This window comes from Pontibacter sp. CAU 1760, assembly GCF_054482735.1.
The window spans coordinates 139,757-162,842 of record NZ_JBTLRL010000006.1 but is presented as its reverse complement, the minus strand read 5'-3'; the positions used below and the strand labels follow the sequence as shown (position 1 = coordinate 162,842).

At 53.3% G+C, this 23,086-nt stretch carries 15 protein-coding genes; 4 read left to right on the top strand and 11 right to left on the bottom strand.

All coding sequences use genetic code 11. The features are described from left to right. Positions 1 to 27: 27 nt before the first annotated feature. Both ureB and ACXYMU_RS10480 read right to left on the bottom strand, forming a co-directional pair. Positions 28 to 780, bottom strand: a complete 753-nt coding sequence (gene ureB, locus ACXYMU_RS10485; RefSeq protein WP_458986340.1) for an urease subunit beta — start codon at positions 778 to 780, stop codon at positions 28 to 30. Positions 781 to 814: 34 nt separating this feature from the next. Further along, the gene (locus tag ACXYMU_RS10480) at positions 815 to 1,429 is read right to left on the bottom strand and encodes an urease accessory protein (RefSeq protein ID WP_458986339.1); all 615 of its coding nucleotides are present in this window, start codon (positions 1,427 to 1,429) and stop codon (positions 815 to 817) included. 494 nt (positions 1,430 to 1,923) lie between these two features. On the opposite strand from ACXYMU_RS10480, the gene gltB reads away from it, so the two are divergent. The 4 genes from gltB to ACXYMU_RS10460 all read left to right on the top strand — a co-directional run bounded on the left by gltB (position 1,924) and on the right by ACXYMU_RS10460 (position 9,945). Then, positions 1,924 to 6,426, top strand: a complete 4,503-nt coding sequence (gene gltB, locus ACXYMU_RS10475; RefSeq protein ID WP_458986338.1) for a glutamate synthase large subunit — start codon at positions 1,924 to 1,926, stop codon at positions 6,424 to 6,426. Beyond that, positions 6,426 to 7,880: a glutamate synthase subunit beta gene (locus ACXYMU_RS10470; RefSeq protein ID WP_458986337.1), complete on the top strand. Its 1,455-nt coding sequence runs from the start codon at positions 6,426 to 6,428 to the stop codon at positions 7,878 to 7,880. Before gltB ends, ACXYMU_RS10470 begins: the two co-directional genes overlap by 1 nt. Positions 7,881 to 8,103: 223 nt before the next feature. Continuing rightward, the gene (locus ACXYMU_RS10465; RefSeq protein ID WP_458986336.1) at positions 8,104 to 9,561 is read left to right on the top strand and encodes an aldehyde dehydrogenase family protein; all 1,458 of its coding nucleotides are present in this window, start codon (positions 8,104 to 8,106) and stop codon (positions 9,559 to 9,561) included. 135 nt (positions 9,562 to 9,696) lie between these two features. Further along, a complete protein-coding gene (locus ACXYMU_RS10460; protein ID WP_458986335.1) occupies positions 9,697 to 9,945 on the top strand; it encodes a helix-turn-helix domain-containing protein in 249 nt (82 codons plus the stop codon). A gap of 134 nt (positions 9,946 to 10,079) precedes the next feature. Here ACXYMU_RS10460 and ACXYMU_RS10455 read toward each other — a convergent pair whose 3' ends face one another. From ACXYMU_RS10455 to ACXYMU_RS10415, 9 genes are all read right to left on the bottom strand, one after another. Then, positions 10,080 to 11,414, bottom strand: a complete 1,335-nt coding sequence (locus ACXYMU_RS10455) for an NAD(P)/FAD-dependent oxidoreductase (RefSeq protein WP_458986334.1) — start codon at positions 11,412 to 11,414, stop codon at positions 10,080 to 10,082. Positions 11,415 to 11,519: 105 nt separating this feature from the next. Beyond that, positions 11,520 to 12,431, bottom strand: a complete 912-nt coding sequence (locus tag ACXYMU_RS10450) for a Gfo/Idh/MocA family protein (protein ID WP_458986333.1) — start codon at positions 12,429 to 12,431, stop codon at positions 11,520 to 11,522. 201 nt (positions 12,432 to 12,632) lie between these two features. Next, entirely contained in the window at positions 12,633 to 13,748 is a 1,116-nt protein-coding gene (locus ACXYMU_RS10445) for a SusE domain-containing protein (RefSeq protein ID WP_458986332.1), read from the bottom strand. 71 nt (positions 13,749 to 13,819) lie between these two features. After that, complete coding sequence (locus ACXYMU_RS10440; protein ID WP_458986331.1) at positions 13,820 to 15,409, bottom strand: RagB/SusD family nutrient uptake outer membrane protein; 1,590 nt, start codon at positions 15,407 to 15,409, stop codon at positions 13,820 to 13,822. An 18-nt stretch (positions 15,410 to 15,427) separates the two neighbouring features. After that, the gene (locus ACXYMU_RS10435) at positions 15,428 to 18,727 is read right to left on the bottom strand and encodes a SusC/RagA family TonB-linked outer membrane protein (protein WP_458986330.1); all 3,300 of its coding nucleotides are present in this window, start codon (positions 18,725 to 18,727) and stop codon (positions 15,428 to 15,430) included. A gap of 8 nt (positions 18,728 to 18,735) precedes the next feature. Continuing rightward, on the bottom strand, positions 18,736 to 19,779 hold the full coding sequence (locus tag ACXYMU_RS10430; protein WP_458986329.1) for a FecR family protein: 1,044 nt from the start codon (positions 19,777 to 19,779) through the stop codon (positions 18,736 to 18,738). Positions 19,780 to 19,968: 189 nt separating this feature from the next. Then, entirely contained in the window at positions 19,969 to 20,526 is a 558-nt protein-coding gene (locus ACXYMU_RS10425; protein WP_458986328.1) for an RNA polymerase sigma factor, read from the bottom strand. Positions 20,527 to 21,094: 568 nt separating this feature from the next. Continuing rightward, on the bottom strand, positions 21,095 to 22,702 hold the full coding sequence (locus ACXYMU_RS10420; RefSeq protein ID WP_458986327.1) for an alpha-amylase family glycosyl hydrolase: 1,608 nt from the start codon (positions 22,700 to 22,702) through the stop codon (positions 21,095 to 21,097). Between the two features lie 31 nt (positions 22,703 to 22,733). Next, a complete protein-coding gene (locus ACXYMU_RS10415; protein ID WP_458986326.1) occupies positions 22,734 to 22,868 on the bottom strand; it encodes a hypothetical protein in 135 nt (44 codons plus the stop codon). Positions 22,869 to 23,086: the final 218 nt, after the last annotated feature.

Below are 23,086 nucleotides of genomic sequence, written 5' to 3'. Positions count from 1 at the left end.
GTAATCTATTTCAATAAGGGTTGATGATCAACTCATCAGGAATCCGGCAGCCCTGGCTTTCTCCAGTGCAGCTGCTTTACGCTCGTCGGTCAGCTCGCCATCTGTCAGGTTGTTGCCACCATATACCCTCCGCTCCCCGGCCAGGGCTACCAGCTGTACCCTCTTGCGCTCACCGGGCTCAAAGCGCACTGCAGTGCCAGCGGGTATGTTCAGCCGGAAACCGAATGCCTTCTCCCGGTCAAACTTTAGTTGAGCGTTTGTATCAAAGAACGGATAGTGAGACCCCACCTGCACCGGCCGGTCACCCATGTTCGTCACATCCAGGTCAACGGTGGTGCGCCCTTCATTGAGCATGATGTCGCCCTGGGCCAACACAAAACTGCCAGGGTCGGCCGCCATTGTATTATCGTGCGCTACTTCCCGCCGCTCGTACATCAGCCCGGAGCCATACAAGGCCAATTCCGGGAAACCCAGTTCGCGACAAATCGGCTGATGCACCGTGACCAGCTTGGTACCGTCCGAAAACGTGCCCTCTACCTGCACCTCCTGGATCATGTCCGCTACACCCGGCATCACATCGTTGAGCCCCAGGATTCGCTTGCCCTTGTCCATCAGGGTAGAGACGCTCTCCCCGTCCCGGATAAACTCCAGCAACTGCGTGGCAATCAAGGCGACTGCTTCCGGATAGTTGAGCTGTAACCCGCGCGCATGCCGCTTTTGTGCCACAAACCCGGCATTATGCAGAACAAGTTTGTCGATATCTTTAGGCGAAAGGTGCATAGGCGTTGGTATGGTTTAGGAGTGAGACATCAGGCTATAACGGGTGTGAAAGAAAGTTCTGGAAAATCATCCAGCCTCCATACAGTATACAGAGCAGGGAGGAAACGGCCACTGCCCCCAACCGCATCGACTTGTTGATTTTCATGCGAGGGGTGAAGGGGATGGTGAACAGCCAGGCAGCTATCAACATGCCCAGCATAGAGCCAATACCGAAGACGAGCATATAGGAGATGCCCAGGAACAGGGTGCTGATTTCGCTCATGACCAGAAGCACCAGTGCGCCGCTACCCGCCAGGCCATGCAACAGCCCTACAGTATAGGCTACGCTGTGCTGATAGCGCGGGGAGCCAGCCTTTGCGGCTTTTTTCAGGGTAAACAGCCTGCTCCCGCCCATCACAACCAGCATAAGGCCCACAAAAGCTTCGAAATGATCTGAGGCTAAAAATGTGGCTCTGCTCAGCAGAATAGCAGAACCGATGATGACCAGCGTGGTGGTATGGCCCAGTCCCCAGAAAATGCCATCCTTCACAGCCAGCACCACACTGTCTCGGCGGGTGATAATGTTCCCTACAGCCAATAAGTGGTCAGCCTCAAAGGCATGCCCCATCCCTGCGATCGCAGCAAATAAAATAGGTAAAATTGTTTCCATTCAGCAGGTTCACTTTACCAATTGCATACCTTTTACCAATTATAGTTAACAATAACCCAAAAAACAACATATTCGGTTAATAACTAACAGCCATTCACTACCATCGGCAGCCAATACGCAAAACAGAAAAGTCAGGCTTAAATAGGATTATTAAAAGACATCATCCCCAGGCATTTTCGTGTGCCGGCGCATCCTGGCAGCTATAACATTCGATGTATGAACTCCGGATTTGACCGTTTTTTGCCTTTTGATTGTACAGTTTCTAAAAAAACCTTCAGAATTTGATTTTTGCCAAGCTTAGTGCCTGGCAGCCGGATAAAGGCGCCTATTTTCACAAAAAAGCAGTTTTAAGGGTCTTTCTTTAAATTTTTACCATTTACAAATGCCACTTCTATACAATATCTATAAATATGCTTTTGTTTTTTGCGAAATCGTGTTGTAAATTATGAATTCGTTTACACAAATAAGTAAGTGTTACCCTCATTTTATATTCAATGAATCAAGATAATACCATAAATGCGGGGTTGTACAGATCCGAGTTTGAGCATGATGCATGCGGTGTAGGATGTGTAGTGAACCTGAACGGCAAAAAAGCCCATAGCATTGTGAAAGACGCGCTCACGATGCTGACCAATATGGAGCACCGTGGCGCAACAGGCAGCGACGCCGAAACTGGCGATGGTGCCGGTATTCTGGTGCAGTTGCCTCACGAGTTTTTCAGGAAGCAGTTGAGTGAGTTTGCCATTAAACTTCCACAGGAGGGTTCGTATGGCGTGGGCATGATCTTTTTTCCGTCTGTTTATGAAGTTCGGGACAAGTGCCGGCAGGTACTAAACCGCTGTATCCGCCAACTGGGCTTCGACTTGCTGGGCTACCGGCTGGTGCCTGTTAACGGGCGCGTGCCTGGCCACGAGGCAAAGGCTGTAGAGCCTTATATAGAGCAGGTTTTCGTGCAGCCCTCTAACCTGGACATTAACGACGAGGAGTTGGAGCGCAAGCTTTTTGTGCTGCGCAGCCTGATTACGCATGAAGTAAAGAAAACAGTAAGCGGCGAGAACGGCACCTTCTTTATGGCCAGCTTTTCATCGCGCACCATTATATATAAAGGGCAGCTGAAAACTGACCAGGTAGAGAAGTATTACCACGACCTGCGCCACCCGGACTTTAAGTCGGCCTTGGCGGTGGTGCACTCCCGCTTCTCCACCAACACGTTCCCGAACTGGAAACTGGCGCAGCCCTTCCGATTCATCGCGCATAACGGCGAGATCAACACCATCCGCGGTAACGTGAACAAGATGAAGTCTAAGGAAGCGCTTATGTACTCCCCGTACTTTACGGAAGAGGAAATGAAGTGGCTTCTGCCAATCACTAACCCCGGCAACTCCGACTCGGCCAACCTGGATGCCATGGTGGAGCTGCTGACGCTCTCAGGTCGTCCGTTACCGCACGTAATGATGATGCTGGTGCCGGAGGCATGGCAGGACAACCAGTTTATGGACCCTTACAAGAAAGCATTCTATAAATACCACGCGGCCCTGATGGAGCCCTGGGATGGACCGGCTGCTCTGTTCTTTACCGACGGTACGCAAATAGGCGCTACCCTCGACCGGAACGGCCTGCGCCCGGTGCGCTTCTGCATTACGCAGCAGGGTCGCCTGATCATGGCCTCCGAAGCCGGCGCTTTGCCGGTGAACCCGAAGGACGTGGTGCGTCGCGGCCGACTGCAGCCGGGTAAAATGCTGCTGGCCAACTTGGCCGAAAACAAGATTTACGAAGACGAGGAAATCAAGCGCATGGTATGCGACGACAAGCCGTACTTCGATTGGATTCAGCAGAACCGCATCAAGCTGCACACGCGGCCTGAGCCGGAGTATTGCCTGAAGGAGGTTTCGCCGGAGGCACTGCAGCAGCGCCAGAAGGCTTATGGCTATACCTACGAGGATCTGAAAATGATCATCAAGCCCATGGCGGTTTCGGGTTACGAGCCACTGGGCAGTATGGGTTCTGACGCCCCGCTGGCGGTGCTGTCGCTACAAAGCCAGCACGTGTCCAACTACTTCAAGCAGCACTTTGCCCAGGTAAGCAACCCGCCCATCGACCCGATCCGGGAGCGATTGGTGATGTCGCTGTTCACGCGCCTGGGTGAGTCCTTGAACGTGTTGGACGAAACGCCGGAGCACACCCGCCAGATCCATATCTCGCACCCGGTGCTTAGCCATGGCGATTACAACAAGATCATCAACCTCAGAAGCGAGGGTTTTGACCACGCTGTCATAAAGGCCACCTTCACCACCACCGAAACAGGTGCTTTGGAGAAGGCGCTCGACCAGATTTGCCTGGAGGCAGAAGCTGCCGTACGTGCCGGAAACAAGATCCTGATCATCTCGAACCGCGAGATTTCGGCTACAAATGCAGCCATACCATCCCTGTTAGCCGTTGGGGCAATCCACCACCATCTGGTGAACAAGCGCATCCGCACGAAAACCGGACTGGTAGTGGAGGCTGGAGACGCCTGGGAGACGCATCATTTTGCCACGATCATAGGGTATGGCGCCAGCTGCGTGTACCCCTACATGGTGTATGATACCATCCAGAGCATGCTGGAGCAGGAGAAGCTGGATAACAGCCAACCCTTCAACTACTATGCAGACCATTTTAAAGAGGCTGTTGGCAACGGCCTGCTGAAAATCCTCTCTAAGATGGGCATCAGCACACTGCAGTCTTACCAGAGTGCGCAGATATTTGAGTGTCTCGGCTTTGGCCAGGATGTGATCCAGAAGTGCTTTAAAGGCACGATCAGCCGTTTGGACGGCCTCAACTTTGAGGACCTGGAGAAAGAAGCCTTGATCAAGCACCAGTCCGCTTTCCTGGATAATGATATTATGCTGGAGACCGGTGGTTACTTTCAGTGGAGACGACGCGGCGAGGAGCACCTGCTGCGCCCGGAGGTGATTCACCTAATGCAGAAATCCACGCGCCTGAACGACTTCCGTTTATACCAAGAATACTCTGCGCTGGTGCGCAAGCACCAGGAGTCCACCATCACGCTGCGCAACCTGTTTGAGTTCCGCAAGCGGCAGTCGGTGCCTTTAGAGGAGGTAGAACCCGTTTCTGAGATTCTGAAGCGCTTTGCAACCGGAGCCATGTCATTTGGCTCCCTATCACATGAGGCGCATAGCACGCTGGCTATTGCCATGAACCGCATCGGCGGAAAGAGCAACAGCGGCGAGGGCGGCGAAGACGAGGCCCGTTACATCATTAAGCCAAACGGCGACTCCGAGCGTTCTGCCATCAAGCAGGTGGCCTCCGGCCGCTTCGGGGTAACCAGCCATTACCTGGCTAACGCCGATGAGATACAGATCAAAATTGCGCAGGGTGCCAAGCCGGGTGAAGGCGGGCAGCTGCCAGGCCACAAAGTGGACAAGTGGATTGCCAGGGTACGACACTCTACCCCGGGCGTGGGTCTGATTTCGCCGCCACCGCACCACGACATCTACTCGATTGAGGACCTGAAGCAGCTGATCTACGACCTGAAGAATGCGAACCCGAACGCACGAATCAACGTGAAGTTGGTGGCTGAAGCTGGCGTGGGAACCATTGCCGCCGGTGTGGCCAAGGCGAAGGCCGATGCCATCATGATTGCCGGTGCCGATGGTGGTACGGGTGCCAGCCCGCTTAGCTCTATCCGCCATGCGGGTCTGCCGTGGGAGATTGGCCTGGCCGAAGCACACCAGACACTGGTGAAAAACAACCTCCGCAGCCGCGTGGTGTTGCAAACGGATGGCAAAATCATGACAGGGTATGACCTGGCAGTTGCCACTTTACTCGGAGCCGAGGAGTATGGCGTAGCCACCGCTGCCCTGATTGCTGAAGGCTGTATCATGATGCGTAAGTGCCACATGAACACCTGCCCAGTGGGTATCGCCACCCAAAACCCGGAGTTGCGCCAACTGTTTACCGGCGAGCCGGAGTACGTGGTGAACCTGTTCATGTTCATGGCCGAGGAGTTACGCCAGATCATGGCCTCCCTGGGCTTCCGTACCATCAATGAAATGGTGGGCCAAAGCCAGGTGCTGAAGGTGCGTAACAACCTGACCCACTGGAAGCTTAAAAACCTAAACTTCGACCCGATCCTGCATCAGGAGGTAGTGCCTAACAACGTGGGTATCTATAACCAGATTCACCAGGTGCACGACATTGAGCAGGTGCTGGACAGAAAACTGATAAAAGATTACCAGAAGGGCAAAACCAGTACAGAGTACCGCATCATTAACGTGGACCGTTCTGTAGGCGCTATGCTGAGCTATGAAATATCGACCCAGTATGGCAAAGCAGGCCTTCCGGAGGACAGCTTCACAGCTACCTTCCAAGGGTCGGCTGGCCAGACCTTTGGCGGCTTCCTGGCCCCAGGCCTTACCTTCCGCCTTATTGGCGAAGCCAATGACTACCTGGGCAAAGGCCTGTCGGGCGGTAAGCTGATTTTGCAGCCGTTTGAGGGCACCACCTATGTGGCGCATGAGCACATCATTACCGGAAACGTGGCCTTGTATGGCGCTACCTCCGGCACTGCTTATATCAATGGTATGGCAGGCGAGCGCTTCTGCGTGCGTAACTCCGGCGTTGAGGCAGTAGTGGAAGGCATCGGCGACCACGGCTGCGAATACATGACCGGCGGAAAAGTGCTGGTGCTGGGCAATGTTGGGAAGAACTTCGCTGCCGGTATGAGCGGTGGTATCGCCTACATCTACGACCCTGCCAGCAAGTTCCCGGAACAGTGTAACCTGGACATGGTGGACCTGGAGGAACTGGAGATGGAAGACCTGTCCTGGATAGCGCAGAAACTGAAAGAGCATGTTGCCAACACCGGAAGCGTGCTGGCCAGCCAGCTGCTGGAAGCCTGGGAAACCGAGCAGAAGCACTTCCAGAAAGTAATGCCGCACGACCTGAAGAAGGCCCTGCAAGTAAAAGAACCAGAAATGATAAAAATAGTAGCCTGATGGGAAAAGCAGATGGATTTTTGACCTACGACCGTGAGTTGCCGCAAACCCGCGACCCGAAGGAAAGAATAAACGACTCGAACGAGATTTATACCGTCTTCCCTGAAAAGAAGACGCAGCAGCAGGCATCCCGCTGCATGGACTGCGGAGTGCCTTTCTGCCACAGCGGCTGTCCGCTGGGCAACCTGATCCCGGACTTTAACGATGCCGTGTATGAGGGCGAGTGGGAACGTGCCGCACAGATTCTGTACAGCACCAATAACTTTCCGGAATTCACGGGCCGCATCTGCCCTGCTCCCTGTGAGGCGAGTTGCGTGCTGTCGATCAACAAGCCAGCCGTAACGATTGAGCACATCGAGAAGGCAATTGCGGAGAAGTCTTTTGAACTGGGCCTGGTAAAGCCACAGCCGCCAAAGCGCCGCACCGGCAAAAAAGTTGCCGTGGTGGGCTCCGGCCCTGCTGGGCTGGCCGCTGCCGCCCAGCTAAACCAGGCGGGCCACGAGGTGCACGTGTTCGACAAGGACGATAAAGCCGGCGGGTTACTCCGTTACGGTATTCCCGATTTCAAGCTGGAGAAGTGGACGATAGACCGCCGCCTGGCTGTGCTGAAAGAAGAAGGCATCCGCTTCCATTTAGGTGTGGAGATCGGTAAGGAAACCACTTTGAAAAAGCTGCACCGCAAGTATGACGCGGTGGTCTTGTGCATCGGTTCTACAAAACCTCGTGCGCTCGACATACCGGGCAGCCACCTCAAGGGCATTCATTTTGCGATGGATTACCTGACGCTGCACAACAAGCGCATAGCCGGTGTTGAGATTGCCCCTGAGCAGGACCTGCATGCCAATAACAAGCATGTGTTGGTGATCGGCGGCGGCGACACAGGCTCTGACTGCGTGGGAACGGCTAACCGCCATTTCGCGAAGTCGGTGAGCCAGTTGCAGTATCGTACCATGCCATCCAACGTTCGTGCTCCGCACAACCCGTGGCCAGAGTGGCCAATGACCTACTCCTCCTCTAGCTCGCACGAAGAAGGCTGTGAGCGCAGCTGGGGTTGGCTCACCAAAGAGTTTGTAGGCGACGAGAACGGCCACGTGAAAGGCTTGAAAGTAGTGGAACTTGAGTGGAAGAACAGCCGTGAGTATACCGAGAAAGAAGGAAGCGAGCGCATCCTGCCGTGCGACCTTGGCTTGATCGCCATCGGGTATGAGCGTCCGGCGCACGATGCGTTCATGTCGAACTTCAGCTTTGAGCTGGACAAGCGCGGTAACTTTGCCCTGAAAGATTGGCAGACCAGCGTACCGGGCATCTTTGCAGCCGGCGATGCTTTCCGTGGGCAGTCGCTCGTGGTATGGGCCATTTCGGATGGACGGGAAGCGGCACGCGCTGTAGACATCTACCTGATGGGTGCTTCAGAACTGCCGTCGAAAGAACTCTCTAAACTGGTGCTTAGCTAAGCAGATAATCCTTTATGCGTTAATAGCAGCAAGTTAAAGCTTCCGTTATCGCTTTTAAAACAGCCGCCCTGTCTTCGGATAGGGCGGCTGTTTTGCGTTAAGGCCACCCGATTATACACACATTCTCTGACCCATTGAACTTGCTGGTTTGAGAGAAAAAATTAACCCTTTGCCGTATTTACCTGTTAGTTTTTAATAGCGAGAAACATTAAACCCATCAACTATGGAAACTTACCAGCATCTCAACAAACAATACATTGGCGGGGAATGGACCGAGGGAACAGAAGACCATTCCATCGAAAACCTCAACCCTTTTAACGGCAACCTGCTCAATACCTTTCAGGGAGCAAGCACAGCGGATGTGGACAAAGCCTTTGAAAAAGCCAGGGAAGCCTTCAAGACCTGGAACGTGACATTGCCAACCGAGCGGCAACAGGTCATGCTGAAGGCAGCGAACCTGCTGCAGGAGCGGAAAGAGGAGACTATCAACTGGTTGGTAGAGGAAGTTGGCAGCACCTACCTCAAGGCTGAGATAGAACATTTGCAAACCTACCAGATGTTACTGGAGGCCGCCTCATTGCCCATGCGCATGGATGGCTATACCATTCCTTCCTTTACCCCCGGCAAGCAAAGCCTGGTATACCGCAAAGCCCTGGGAGTGGTGGCGATGATCAGCCCCTGGAACTTTCCGCTTTACCTCTCGATGCGCACCGTGGCGCCTGCCCTCGCCATCGGGAATGCAGTTGTGATGAAGCCCGCCTCCCAATCACCGGTAACAGGCGGGACCTTCATTGCCAAACTGTTTGAGGAAGCGGGTGTACCCAAGGGGGCAATCAATGTGGTGGTTGGTGAATCGAGTATCATCGGTGACCATTTCGTGGCGCACCCGCTCTCGGAACTCATCTCTTTTACAGGCTCTACGCCCGTGGGCAAGGGCATCGGGAAGTTAGGCGGAGAAGGCCTCAAAAAGCTGGCCCTGGAGTTAGGCGGTAATAACCCGCTGGTGATTCTGGAAGATGCAGATGTGGACCGTGCGGTCGACGCGGCCATTTTCGGGCGTTTCATGCACCAGGGCCAGATCTGCATGTCCACGAACCGCATCATCATTCACGAGAAGCTGCATCAGCCGTTCCTGGAGAAATTTGTTGCCAGAGCAAAAAACCTGCCGACCGGCGACCCAGGTGACAAGAACACTGTGGTAGGTCCGCTTATAGATAATGAGGCTGTGAAGCGCGTGCTCGATTTGATAGACCGCGCGGTGCAGCATGGCGCAAAAATGGAAACAGGCGGTCAGGCCGAAGGCAATGTAATACAACCGACGGTGCTATCCGGTGTGACGCAGGATAACCCGATTTTCCAGGAAGAGGTTTTTGGCCCCGTGATTGGCATTACTACTTTCAGGGAGGAGCAGGAGGGTATAAAGCTGGCCAACGCCACCCCCTATGGCCTCAGCAGCGCCATCCATACCCAAGACCTGCAGAAAGGCCTCCGGTTGGCAAAGCAAATCGAAGCAGGTATGGTGCACATCAACGACCAGTCGGTGAACGATGAAATGAACACCCCTTTCGGAGGTGAGAAGAACTCTGGAATCGGCCGTTTTGGCGGCGAGTGGATCCTGGAAGAGCTCACCACCCTCCAGTGGGTCAGTTACCAGGATGAACCGCGCGATTACCCTTTCTAATAACCTCAACACAACCAATCCGCTCACTTACAGCAGCGGATTGGTTGTGTTGATACAGTATTATCTTATTATAAAACCTAAGCCCATTTAATTTATGTTACTTCCAATAGAGGGCTAGGCGGAGGTGGCCATTGTTTGAAAATCGTTAAGGCCAGCAGCAAGTACACAAGGTTACACTATAAGGGCTGTACAGCAGATGACTCAAAAACAACATCCCAACCGATTGCGGAGCGTGTTTTACAAGAAGCCAAAGATCTGCTAAAACACACCGCCCGGAACGTGACTGCCCTAGTCTGTGCCCTGGTGTTTTCAGAGGGTACGCACTTCAACAACTTTATCAATAAACACCTGCAGCTCAGTCCGCTCAAGTTCCGGAAAAATTGAATCCAGTAAATCCATACAATTCCCGCTACCGCCAGCCAATTAGAATTCTGCTTGCCGAAGCCCTCAGTCCCGGAGCCAGATTGATGTCTTGCGTGACAGTTCGCTTGAATTAAGTTAATGCGCTGCTAACCTCATCAGACAACGGCCTTTTCGGAAATGCTATCTTCTATCGGGAGGTTTTCCTGCTTATGGCCAACGATGAAGCGGTTGCCGGTATCATACGTAAAATAGCTCCACAGCCAATTCACTGTCACCACCAGTTTGTTGCGGAAACCCACCACCGAGATCAGGTGAATGAACATCCAGATAAGCCAGGCTAGGAAGCCCTGTGTTTTCACTTCCTTGTTGAACAGCTTCAGGTCTGCCACCGCACGGTTGCGGCCTATGGTGGCCATGGCTCCCTTGTCGTCATAGTCGAAGGCCTGGAGTGGTTGGCCCGTCAGGAGGCGGGTAATATTTTTGCCCAGTAGACGCCCCTGCTGCATCGCGGGCTGGGCCAGCATCGGGTGCCCCTCCGGATAAGCTTCGCTCTTCATGGCAGCCACATCCCCTATCGCAAAAATGTTATCATACCCCGCCACACGGTTCACCTCGTCTACTTGCAGGCGGTTACCGCGCACCACACTCTCAGGCCTGATCCCCGCTACAGGTGCTCCGTACACTCCGGCAGCCCACACCAGCGTGCGGGTAATCAAGGTCTCCCCGGAGTCCAGCGACACGGTATAGCCATCATAGGCTTTCACGCGTCGGTTTAGCCATACCTTCACGCCAAAGTCCTGCAGGTACTTCAGAGCACTTTCAGATGCTTCCGCCGACATTCCCTTCAGCAGCACCGGTCCGCTTTGCACCAGGTGGATGTCCATGTCGCGGAAGTTCAGCTCTTTGTAATCCCTCGGAAAGACATGCCGTTTCAGTTCGCTCAGCGCCCCCGCCAGTTCCACGCCTGTGGGGCCGCCGCCCACAATCACGTAGTCCATCAGGCTGTTCCTCTGCTCCTCGTCAGCCACTTGCAGGGCCTTCTCGAAATTCTGCAAAATGGTATTGCGGAGCGTGAGGGAGTCATTCAGGCATTTCATGGCAATGGCTTTCTCCTCCATCCGCTTATCGCCGAAAAAGTTGGCCGTGGCGCCGGTTGCCAGCACCAGGTAATCGTATTCAATCAACCCGATCGAAGTCTCGACCAGGCGTTGCACCGTGTCGATCCGCTCGACCTGCGCCAAACGGAAAAAAAAGTTTTCCTGTGATTTAAAGATTTTTCGGAACGGATGGATGATGGAGTCTGACTCGACACCGGCAGTGGCTACCTGGTAAAGCAACGGTTGAAAGGTATGGTAGTTCTCGCGGTCTACCAGCACCACCTGCACATCCGCATCCCGTAACGACTTTGCCAGTGCTATCCCCCCAAATCCACCCCCAATGATGAGCACGCGTGGCTTGCCGATGTGCTGTATCCTTGTATGCTGCGTCATGCTTTGTTTGCTTGTTTCACAATTTGCCAGACGCCCCCGCATCCAGCGGAATCTGAAAGCGAGGGCCTGCCCTTCGGATGGTTCTACGGAGGCAGCGGGTTGCTGTTATTGGCTTGCCTGTAGTTCCTCCACAATGCGCTCGCACAGTTCATGGGTTTGCAGGGCATCGGCTGCAGTTATGCCGGGTTTTTTGCCTGTGTTGACAGCAGCAATAAAGTCGGCTACAATTTGCTCGAAGCCCCGTTTGTGCAAGGTTGGTTCCCAGTCGCTGCTCCCTAGTTTTTTCTCATCACTGCCCGTCCGGATAAACACCTCCGACACCTGCAGGGCCATGCGCTTTTCTGTGGCGCTCATCACCTCCAGCCGCTCTTCGGAGGTGCCGCTGTCGCGGTTCATAATGCCAATGGCTGTCCCTGCCTCTGTCTCCCACTGCACCGTCACCTGGTAGAGCAGTCCTTCCGCTACCCTGCCGCTCACGCGAAGGCCTTTTGCAGGGTATGGCAACATAAAGCGCAGTGTGTCCACCACATGTATAAAATCATCAAAGATGAAAGTCCGGATGGGAGCAGGTTGAGCCGCTCGGTTCTTCTGCATCAGCACCAGGTTTGGCTCCGCCACTTCTTTGAGCTTCCGGTAAGCAGGGGCATAGCGCCTGTTAAAGCCCGCCATCAGGATCAGGTTCCGCGACTCAGCCAATTCGGTGAGGTGCCTGGTTGACTCGGCATCAAGGGTAATCGGCTTATCGACGTATACATGGATACCCCTTTGCAGCAGTTGCTCGATCACTGCTGCATGGGCCTCGGTGGCGCTGTGCACAAAAGCCCCCTGTATGCCACTCTCCAGCAACGAGGCCAGCGACGCGTGCAGGTGCGGCAAGCGGCATCGCCTGCTGATCTGCTGCAGCTTCACCTGGTTGCGGGTATACAGGTGTAGTTCCACCTCCTCCAGATTGCTGTAAACCGGCAAATATGCTTTCTGGGCAATGTCGCCTAACCCAATGACTCCTAGTTTTACCATGTGCCCTTCTATTATTTTATAGGTATGAATTGATGCCTTTATACCCTTAACAGGTGCTTGAAGTTAAACATTTAAGCGCAAGGCACACGCTTCAGCTAAACTCCTCGCCTATCTATTCAGGAGGGTATAAAAAAAGCGAACCCAACCATAACAGGTCGGGTTCGCTGGGTTGCCGTAATTCCGGCGTATGAGTCTTAAAACCTATTGCTTAATCAGCACATAGTTTCCGGTCAGGTCGTTGAAGATGATGCGGTAGGTACCGGCAGCCACTTGGATGTTCGGGCTATTGATAGCGCCTTTCCCGTAAATCGCCGTAGCGTCAGCCCCGGCGCCCCAGTTGTAAGTCCAGTTAGGGTCATCTGCCTTACGGAATTTGAATTCCGTATTCTCCGTAAAGGTGTGCACCTTGCTCCAGTAATGTGGGTTGAAAGTTGAGTTCGTCATCGGGACTACGCTGCTCCAACTTGTGAATGGACCAATAAGACCGATCGAATCAAAAGTTTGCGCGCCAACCGCTACGTATGGCAAGGCTGTAAATGTCATGTTGCGCAGGTTCAGGTTAACCGTGTAATAGCCGTCCGCAGGAATCGTGAAGGTACCCGGATCCGGGTCAGCGTCTGTGGCTCGGAAGGCAACACCTGTCGGGGTGCCGTCGCTTCCCCACTGTGGTGCCCACAGGCCGTCTTTCTGCACAAACTTCACTGCGCCGCCCTTCAGGAAACCTGTGTAGGTGAACAGGAATGGATTCGTTTCGCTGCGGAACATGGCCATGCCCCCCGGGTTGCTCCAGCCGTTCAGCGTCGCGTCTCCAACCATGTATACCGTCGCGAACTTCGGTTTGTCAAGCCAAGGCGTATAGCTGGCCTCGATGGTGTTCGAGTACGATGGCGTTTGGTTGTCGCCCAAAGCTGGGAACAACCGAACCTCCACGCTGCTAGCCTGGCCTGGTGTCAGTTCCATACGGTTTAGCAGGGCATTCATCTGGCCATGTGTGATGGAGTGGCTTGTGCTGCTGCCTACCTCAATTTCCTCAGGACTGGTAAAGTTGTTGCCCGCTGCATCAAACTGCAGGATATAGTTGACGGCGTTGCTGTGGCTTACGTTCTCGTCGGACCATTTAAGGTCCATGGGATTCCATGAAAAGGTCACGGCTTCTTCTTCGGCCTGCGCCTCTACCAGCACCACCGATGTGGCAGAGGTAGCCAACGTTGGCGCCTCCCCTATTTTTACAGTTACCCGGTCCTCATCCTTCTCGCACGACATCAGCACGAGGGAGCACAGGCAAAGGGCAAAGATTTTATTTAACCAGATTTTCATATAAATGAATTAGAATGTTAGCAAAGAAAGGCTGGCACGGCACACGCGGGTATGCCATGCCTTTCCCTCTGTTAATAGCCTGTGTTTTGAATCAGATTCGGATTAGCGATCATGTCAGCAGTCGGGATCGGGTAAAGCCTACGCCACTCCTCTACTGCTTTTCCGTTTTTCACACCGCCTTTCCATGGCCACAGATACTGGCTGCCGGTAAACAACCCGAAACGGATCAGGTCGGTACGGCGCTGCGCTTCCCAGCTTAGCTCGCGGGCACGCTCATCCAGAATAAACGGCAGGGTCAGTTCGCCGGCCGTGATGTTACCGACCGGGCTGTTGTAAGCACGCTCGCGGAGCGCGTTTACCAGTTGCAGGGCACGGGTACGATCTCCGTTGCCGCCACGCAGCACAGCCTCAGCATACATCAGGTAAGCATCTGCCAAACGGAACATCGGGTAGTCGGTATCCACGAACACCTTACCCGGATGAGAGCCAACCTGGCCGCTAGCGGTCACGTTTTTGTATTTCGTGATTGGGTAGCCGTTGGAGAACTGGCCTATGTCGTTGATCTCACGTGACTGTCCGTCGGTATGGAACATGGCCCGCTCATCGATCAGGCCTGTTGCCGTTGGGAACAGCTCCACGATCTTAGCAGTTGTGCGCAAACCGGCCCAGCCTCCGTCAATGCCAAAGCTCTCGGCACTCATGGAGCCGCCCACAGGGGCATGCACCAGGTAAGTCGTTCCGCCATACGTCTGCGTTCTCAAGCCGTCAAATGCAATCGGGAAAATAATGCCTTTGGCCTTGTTGTTGTCCGCCAAGAATAGGTTCTCGTAATTTGGTTCCAGCGTGAAGCCGGCGTCAATCACTTTCTGGGAGTAGGTGACGGCATCGTTGTAACGGGCCGTGCCTGTATAAACCTCAGCGTTCAGGTATAGCTTAGCCAGCAGCATCCAGGCAGCGGCCTGGTCGGCGCGGGCATACTCGTTCTGCATCGGATTTATCAACTCGTCCTGGATTGCCAGCAACTCAGCCTCGACGTAGTCGAACAAGTCGGCTCTGGAGATCTGCGCCGGCAGGAAAGAAGTCACAGCGTCTTTCTCCGTCACAAACGGCACATTGCCAAACAGGTCCAGGGCATGGTAATAGCTGAGGGCACGCAGGAAGCGCGCCTCAGCACGGTACTCGCGGGCAAGTTCTGCATTGGTGCCGCTTATGCCACGGTCAGAAAGCTTCGCATCCGTTGTTTCGCGAATAAACTCGTTCGTGAGCGATACCTGGTAATAAATACGGGCGAACATGGCCGTGATAAACTGGTTGTTGGGTGTCCAGTCCATGTCGTGCAGGTCAGGCAGACCCGCATCCCCCCATCCGATCACCGCCTCATCTGTCGGCAATTCCTGCAACTGCCAGTACTGGCGCAGGTAGGAGGAGAATCCTTCATCGCCACCCGTAATGTCGGGGTCGCCGGCAGGGCCTTGCTGGCCTGTCAGGGCATAGCCCGCGTACAGTTTGGCCAGCACCTGCTTGTAGTTACTGAAATCTTTGTAAACCGTGGCCGAGGTCACCTCATAAGGAGGCGTCTGGTCCAGTTCGCTGGTACAAGAAACAGCTGTCAGGCTCAGGAGGCCCGACATCACTATACTTGCTATATATCTCTTATTCATCGTTTGTTGATCTTTTTATTAAAAGTTCAGGTTTGCACCTAAAGAAAGAATTCTAGGTCTTGGGTAGAAGTTGTTGTCGATGCCTCCGGTCACTTCTGGGTCCAGACCAGAATAGTTAGAGATCACAAACACGTTCTGTCCGCTGGCTGTCAGGCGCAGGTTCGCCTTATCGTTCAGGATGCGGCCGAAGTTATACCCAAGGTTGATGTTATCCATGCGCAGGAAAGATGCGTTCTCGATAAAGTAATCAGAGTACAAACGGTTCGGGTCGTTCCTGCCGATAAAGCCAAACTCGGTGATTGAACTCGGGATTGTCAGCAGGTAGCCTTCCCAGTCGAGGTTGTCGTAGAAGGTGTTGGCCTTGATGTTATTGTACACATAGTTGCCCAGGGCACCACGCAGCACAAAGCCAAGGCTCCAGTTGTTATAAGACAGCTGCGAGGTGAAACCAAGGTACACGTTTGGCTCCGGGTTCTTGTAGCGGTACAAATCCTGATCCGTAATCTCGCCATCGCCGTTCAGGTCAGCATACAGCCCTTCAATTGGTCGGCCGTTGTCGTCATACACCTGCTTATACACATAGTAGGCGAAGGTCGGGTAATCCACGGTGTGCACCTGGATGGTGTTACCCACGCCGCCACCGATACCACCCACCAGTATACCCACTGCGTCTTTGTCCTCTACTTTGCTCAGGCTCGTGATTTTGTTGCGGTTATACGTCGCGTTAAAACCAAGGTCCCAGGTAATGGCGTCGGTGCTGATGGCATTGTAGTTCAACACGGCCTCTAGACCTTCGTTCTCGATGCTGCCGACGTTGGTAAACAGTCGGTTTGTCAGGTTAGAGCCAGCCGGAACCGGCACAACGGCCAACAGGTCCTTGGTTTTCTTGAAGTAGTAATCCAGGCTACCCGAGAACTTGTTGTTCAGGAAACCGAAGTCGATACCTGCGTTGTAAGTCTGCGTTTCTTCCCACTTAATGGTGGCATCATACCCCTGCGGCCGCAGTGTTCTGTAGAACTCGTTGCCTAACTGGTAGCTGCCCTCCGTGTTACTTGGCACATAGCGGGCCAGGTACGGGTAGAAGCTACCGATGTCCTGCTGGCCGGTTATACCGTAACCCACGCGCAGTTTCAGGTCCGTAATAGCGGTCACATCTTGCAGTAAAGGCTCTTCCACAATTCTCCAAGCGAAGGCCAGTGCCGGGAACGTGCCCCAGCGGTTGTCTGGGTTGAAACGGGACGAACCATCACGGCGCACAGTAGCCGTTAACAGGTAACGATCCTTAAAGGCATAGTTCAAGCGGCCGAAAACCGACAACAGCACGTTGTTCGACTCAAATGGGTTTGGAGCACGCGAAATCGTGTCGCCTTCCACGTTCAGGGTTGGGAAAGCGGGCACCTTGTTCGTGAACTTCTGGTAAGAGTAACCGGCCGTTAAATCCACGCGGCTATCAATGGTAGGGTATTCTTTGGCATAGTTCAGGTAGAAGTCCAGCAGGTTGTTCGACTTGCTCTGCTCATACCTGCTTAAGCTGCCGCCCTGCGTATAAACGGAGGCAAGCGTAGCCGGAAGCGTCACATGGCCTTCGCTCTCTGACACATCGTAGCCCAGGTTCAGGTTGGCACGAAGCGCCGGCATGAAGTGGAACTTATAGTCAAGCTGCAGGTTACCGATGCTGCGCTTTACCTCGCTTTGGTTGTCTGTCTGCTCCAGCACGCTCAGCGGGTTGCGTGGCGCCAGCGGGTTAATGCTGCCGTTGCTGTTCACCCACTCAAAGTAGCCCCCGTAAGGGTTGTCAGCGTAAGGCGACTGCGTCGGGTCGAAGGCAACAGCCGAGCCGATAACGCCTTCGTTGGCAAAGCGGCTTTCGGAGCCGATGCCTTTCACATTCACGTTCACTTTCAGGTGGTCGTCGAAAAACGTTGGGTTTAGGCTGATGGCTCCTGTGGCGCGCTGCAACTCAGAGGTTAACAGGATGCCTTCCTGGTTCAGGTAACCAACCGACACACGATATGGAATGCTTTTTACAGACCCGGTCACGCTCAGGTTATGGTCGTGGCTGATGGCGTCCCGGAAGATCAGGTCTTGCCAGTCGGTGTTCACATTGCCCAGCAGCGCCGCGTTTTCCGGCGTAGCAAAGCGGTTCACAGCGTCGCGGTACTCATCGCCGCGCAGCACGTCTACCTGGTTCTGCAACTGCGAAACAGACGCCAGCGAGCTCAGGCTCACCTTCATCTTCTCACCGGCCTTGCCTTTTTTCGTCGTGATGATGATCACACCATTGGATGCCCTGGAACCGTAGATGGCGGTGGCAGAGGCATCCTTCAGCACGTTGAAAGACTCAATATCGTTGGGGTTGATGAGCGAAAGCGGGTTCGGGGATCCTGCCACGCTGCCGTTGTCCACCGGAACGCCATCGATTACGATTAATGGATCGTTGCTGGCGTTCAGGGAAGAGCCGCCACGGATTCGGATGCGGCTTCCGGAACCTGGTGCACCACCGTTCGAGGAGATTTGCACACCGGCCACTTTACCGGAGATAAGCTGCTCTGGCGTGGTGATGTTACCTTTCTGGAAATCATCCTCTGACACGGCCGTGACAGAACCTGTGAGGTCGCTTTTCTTCTGGGTGCCATACCCCACAATCACGACTTCCTGCAGGGCCTTGGTATCCTCTCCCAGCGTCACTTTCAGGGTGCGCTGGTTGCCCACCTGCACTTCCTTGTTGCTGTAGCCGATGTATGAGAACACCAACACCGCGCCGGTCTCGGGCACGGCAAGGCTAAACTGGCCATTTGCGTCGGTGGCTGTGCCGCGTGTGGTTCCGCGCAGTACTACCGTTACACCCGGCAGCGCCACACCAGAATTGTCCGTCACGGTACCGGTAACCGTCACATCCTGCTGGCGGCTGCTTTTCTCAATTGGCTTGGTGGTCGGGGTTACGGCTGCTGCCACTGGCTTGTACACAATGTACACGCCGTTTGCTTTGCGGTAATCCAGGCCTGCCGGCACTAAAACGCGGGTCAGCAGCGCATCCGCATCCTGCTCCTGGCTCAGCGAGGCAGGCACGCGCAGTTGCACGTTCTTGGCAACATCGGCCTTGTAAGAGAACTGAATACCGAATCTGTTTCTGATCTCTGTCAGTACCTGCTGCAGCGACTTGTTGGTATAACCATTCTCTTTTGCGCTGAAATTCGCGGCAAGCTCTAAGTTTACGCCAGCTCCACTTGCATTCTGGGCATTGCCAGGTAAACTGAGGCAGCATAAAGCAGTGGAAAGGCTAAACGCCCGTATCCTACTGGTGTATTTTTTTTGCATAAATCGGGTTATATATTTGAAAGTCCTATAGTTATTGTGTTATCCTTTTTCAGTACAGACACGCCCAGCGTTTCCGAAATCGTGTCCAGTATGTTTTGCACGCCCCTGTCGTCGAGGGTAGCGGTGATTTGCTGGGTTGCCAATTCCTCTTGTTGTATGATCACTTTATAGCCGTACACTTCCTCCAGCATCTGGGCGATGGTGCTTAGCGCGGTATTGTCGAAGATTACTTTGTTATCCTTCCAGGAGGTATAAAGCTCCGTCCGGACCTGCTTGCGCACCACGTGCTTCCCGTCAGCCGTCACTTCCACCAGATCGCCGGGTGCCAGCACGATTTGCTTTGCAGCGGCATTGGCCTGGTATGTAAGCCGCACTTTACCAGAAGCCAGCACCACCCGGTTACCGGAGGGCCTGCTCACCACATCAAACTCGGTCCCCAACACCTCTACCTCGCTGCCATTGGTGGTCTGCACCACGAACTTCTGGTCGTTTTGCTGGTGCCTGACCGAGAAATAGGCTTCCCCCTGCAATTGCACCAGCCGGGGAGCATTGCCGTCCCAGCCCTCCTCAAAGCGGATGGAGGAATTGGCATGCAAGGTCACTACGGAGCTATCCGGTAATGTGATACTACGCTTTTGACCGTAAGCTGTCGTATACGCTACTGTCTGTTTCTGAAATCGGTTGAACAGGAAAAAGCTAAAGAGCAGCAGTATCCCCAAAGAAGCAGCCACCTGCAGTTTAGTGCTGTGCAGACTAAAAAAAGAAAGCGTACGCCCTTTCGTGCCTGAGGCCTGCCGTGGTTTCACTTCCCTCATCTCACCTTGCAAACGCTGCCAGATAGCCGCCACTGCCGCATCCCCCTCTTCCTGATGCCCATCAGCAGCCAGCATTTGCACCAATTCGCGCGCTTCGTGCAGGGTGGTGGCTTTGTGGGGGTTTTTCAGCAGCCAGTTCTGCCAATACGCTTCGCTCTCGGCAGTAGGGGCTACTACCCAGTCAACGAATCTTTCATCTGTGGCAAAATCTGCTACGTTGGCAAGCTGGTACTTCATGTGCAATGTCCTGTTCGTATTTTAGTCTGAATTGCAGCGCTTTCGCGCCTGTACCTGTAATAGAAGGTGAAGTCGAATTTTATCCCTCTTAAATCCGGAAATTTTTAAAAAATATGCGCCGCGGCTTATTGCACAGCTATTATACAGGAACAAGTCGCTACACCCTTTGTTACAGGCAAGGGCTCAAAATTAGCGGGAGTTTGAGAAGGTAGTGTTCAAGAGCTTGTACAGCCTGTTGATGGCCTTATAGGTGAGTTTGTAAGCCGACTCCTGCTCAAGGCCCATGATGGAGGCGATTTCCTCGTATTTCAGGTTGCTATAGTATTTCAGAAAAATAACCTCACGCTGGCGCGGAGGCAACTTAGCAAGCAGGTGCTCCAGTCTGCTCTTGGTCTGCTCCTGGGTTTGTTCCCATATGAGGTCGGTTTCGTACGAAGCCTCGGTTTCGAAGGTATAGTCTTCCGGTAAAGAGGTATAGGTGTTTTGGTGCTTCAGCTTTTTGAGCATTTCGCTGCGCAGCGATTTTAAGAGATAGTTTTTGATGTTAGCGGGGGTAGCAACATTTTCACGGCTGCGCCAAAGCGTCAGGAATACCTGCTGTATACTGTCTTCGACGGCATCGCGATCCCGAAAGATTTTAATCCCGTAGCGCAGAAGAATTGGAGCAAACCCTTGATAGACCCGCGCGAAGTCAGTCTCGTCGCCACGCTTAAAGCCCTCCCACCAATCCTGTTCACTTCTATCCATAATGGAGTTAAGATTACCTTTGCTGCAACTTTTAAAAGCCGACAGGATACCAACCAATCAAAAACGTAGTTACCCAAACACTCGCTAAGCGTCTATGTTTATCCTATAAACGACCCGTTGAAAACCAGAAAGTAAACAAGCCAACGCTATAGAATACAAATTTCATAAAATTGTAGCACTGAAACAAATATTTCCTCGTGCATGAGTAACTAATCACTTCACCCACAACCGAGTTTCTGCTTCCGGTTGCTCTACAGCATTTGCCACATGAGGCATGAAAAAAGGCAACAGTAACTTTATGCGAAGTTACTGTTGCCTCGATTTATTTTGCCGTTCTAGAATGGCAGAAATTCGTGTCATTATCAGCTCATGGCATCGAAGGCCCTGGCTCAAACCACTTTATGCTGTGGTACCTTCAAGCAGTATGGCTGTATGGGTATAAATTTTCCTTACTTTAGTATAGCAAGTATTTAATTAGAAAGTACAAATAGTATACTAATGAACATAATAATCAAACTATGGAATTATCTGAAAGCATATATTTGCCTTGGTTGCTCAACATTAATGTTTACTTTCCAAGTATTACAGTGCTATAGGGGGCCAGTGTCAGGTTGTTGCCGCTAGTCTTGTGGTCCTTGTTCTTAAAAAGGACTTTGGTAAACCCACTGTATGTCGCTGGCAGGTTCACGGCTTGTTCCTGATCGCCCAGATTGTGCAGTACCACCAGCGTTTCGGCACCATGGGTGCGGGCAAAGGCACTTACGCTCTGGGCCCCTAGCTTAATTGGTTGCAAGTTGCCGGAGCGAAGCGCCTGACTGGTACTCCGGAGCCTCAGCAGCGACTTGTAGTGGTTGAGCAAGGAGTTCGGGTCCTGCAGCTGCTGGGCCATCGGCACTACGGTCTGGTCGGTGCTGTACTCCGGCTGCACCCATGACGCCCTGCACGCATCCTGGCTTTTCTCTTCCCAGATAAACGGCTCCCGAATGAGCTCATCTGGTTTTTTGCCGCGCATACCGATTTCCTCCCCATAGTATAGATAAGGAGACCCCGGGAGTGTCAGCAATAATGCCGCCGCCACTTTAGCTTTTTCCATGTCGTTGCCCAGCTCGCTCATGATGCGGTTCTGATCGTGGTTGCTCAAAATGGTGGCATCTACAAAGTCCGGGTTAACTTTCTGGTAATAGTCGATGATGTTGGCGTGCTTCAGGGCCAACGAATCTCCCTTCCCTTTCTTCAGCGCCTCCAATATAGCCCAACTCATCTCGAAGTTGAACAATGCGGGCAGGCCCGCCAGGTAAGGCGCCACGATATCGGCCGGAGCCCATACCTCCCCTACCAGGTACACTTCCTCTTTTGCCTTGCGCATTTCGTCCCGGAACTCCACCCAGAACGCATGGTTATCTTTTGGTCTGTCGTCCGGGAAGATATGGCGGGCGGCATCTAACCTGAAACCGTCTACCCCGATATCAGTCAGCCAGTGGCGGCCAATTTTGTACACCTCCTCGCGCAGGGCCGGGTTGTCGAAGTTTAAATCGGGCATACCGCCGTAGAAGTAGCCGTAATACAGGTAATCGTGGTTGGGCACCTTGTGCCAGTGCTGCACATTGTCGGAGTCTCCCCCCGTTACTTTCCCTTCGCCCTTGGTCTGCGGATCGTCTTTGTGCGCCCATACATAGTAATCGCGGTAGGGGCTTTTGGTATCGCTCATCGCGTCTTTAAACCAGGGGTGCTGGTTACTGGAGTGGTTCAGCACCATGTCCATCACCACCTTAATCCCCCGTTTGTGCGCCTCTGCCAGAAACTCCCTGAAGTCAGCCATGGTGCCGTAGTCCGGGTGGATGCCGTAATAGTCCGTGACATCATACTTGTGGTACGACGGGGAGGGATTGATCGGCATCAGCCAGATGGCCTCAATACCCAGGTCCTGCAGGTAATTCAGGCGGGAGGTCATGCCCTTGATGTCGCCAATCCCGTCATTGTCTGAGTCGCAGAATGACTGCACGAAAATCTCATATGTAACGCCGTTCGGCCAGGAGCCGGCCTTTTGGGCCGGAGTGGTTACCGTGGTATTGGCAGGGGCTGTAGTGGCTTGGGCAGTTTGCTCACCGGTGCTGCACCCTGTAGCCAGGGCGAGCAGCGAAGCCATGCCGAGTTGAAGTAGACTATTTTTTTTCATAGAAATAGGTATCTGGTTATTTAGTTTATTTTCAGTTCAAAGAGGTAGCACACAGAGTGGTGGTGCCGTTTTCATCGATGCTGTGCGCATACTCAAACAGTACATCGTTTACGCCAGCCGTCGCTAGTCTGCCACTTATACTATTATCAACTGCACACTGCGTCATGAAGATGTTCAATATGATGTCTACAAATCAAACCCACCCCCTCCGATAAGGATAATTTCCTGTAGATGTATTAAAATGTCGTTCGCATGACCCAACTGGTCTTAATATTCGATCAGCCTTAAGTTTCAGTGCTTTTGTTTAACTGCCATAGACTGCCTCGCCTGTGCTTTTTTCTGACCTCTGTTAAAACCTGAGGCCGTTTTGTCAATCCATATGGT

What these genes read in the sequence shown, in the direction of transcription:
- ACXYMU_RS10450 (WP_458986333.1), bottom strand. Translation starts at nt 12,431, where the DNA reads ATGGTAAAACTAGGAGTCATTGGGTTAGGCGACATTGCCCAGAAAGCA.
- ACXYMU_RS10430 (WP_458986329.1), bottom strand. Translation starts at nt 19,779, where the DNA reads ATGAAGTACCAGCTTGCCAACGTAGCAGATTTTGCCACAGATGAAAGA.
- ACXYMU_RS10455 (WP_458986334.1), bottom strand. Translation starts at nt 11,414, where the DNA reads ATGACGCAGCATACAAGGATACAGCACATCGGCAAGCCACGCGTGCTC.
- ACXYMU_RS10470 (WP_458986337.1), top strand. Translation starts at nt 6,426, where the DNA reads ATGGGAAAAGCAGATGGATTTTTGACCTACGACCGTGAGTTGCCGCAA.
- ACXYMU_RS10425 (WP_458986328.1), bottom strand. Translation starts at nt 20,526, where the DNA reads ATGGATAGAAGTGAACAGGATTGGTGGGAGGGCTTTAAGCGTGGCGAC.
- ACXYMU_RS10440 (WP_458986331.1), bottom strand. Translation starts at nt 15,409, where the DNA reads ATGAATAAGAGATATATAGCAAGTATAGTGATGTCGGGCCTCCTGAGC.
- ACXYMU_RS10480 (WP_458986339.1), bottom strand. Translation starts at nt 1,429, where the DNA reads ATGGAAACAATTTTACCTATTTTATTTGCTGCGATCGCAGGGATGGGG.
- ACXYMU_RS10445 (WP_458986332.1), bottom strand. Translation starts at nt 13,748, where the DNA reads ATGAAAATCTGGTTAAATAAAATCTTTGCCCTTTGCCTGTGCTCCCTC.
- ureB (WP_458986340.1), bottom strand. Translation starts at nt 780, where the DNA reads ATGCACCTTTCGCCTAAAGATATCGACAAACTTGTTCTGCATAATGCC.
- gltB (WP_458986338.1), top strand. Translation starts at nt 1,924, where the DNA reads ATGAATCAAGATAATACCATAAATGCGGGGTTGTACAGATCCGAGTTT.
- ACXYMU_RS10415 (WP_458986326.1), bottom strand. Translation starts at nt 22,868, where the DNA reads ATGACGCAGTGTGCAGTTGATAATAGTATAAGTGGCAGACTAGCGACG.
- ACXYMU_RS10420 (WP_458986327.1), bottom strand. Translation starts at nt 22,702, where the DNA reads ATGAAAAAAAATAGTCTACTTCAACTCGGCATGGCTTCGCTGCTCGCC.
- ACXYMU_RS10435 (WP_458986330.1), bottom strand. Translation starts at nt 18,727, where the DNA reads ATGCAAAAAAAATACACCAGTAGGATACGGGCGTTTAGCCTTTCCACT.
- ACXYMU_RS10465 (WP_458986336.1), top strand. Translation starts at nt 8,104, where the DNA reads ATGGAAACTTACCAGCATCTCAACAAACAATACATTGGCGGGGAATGG.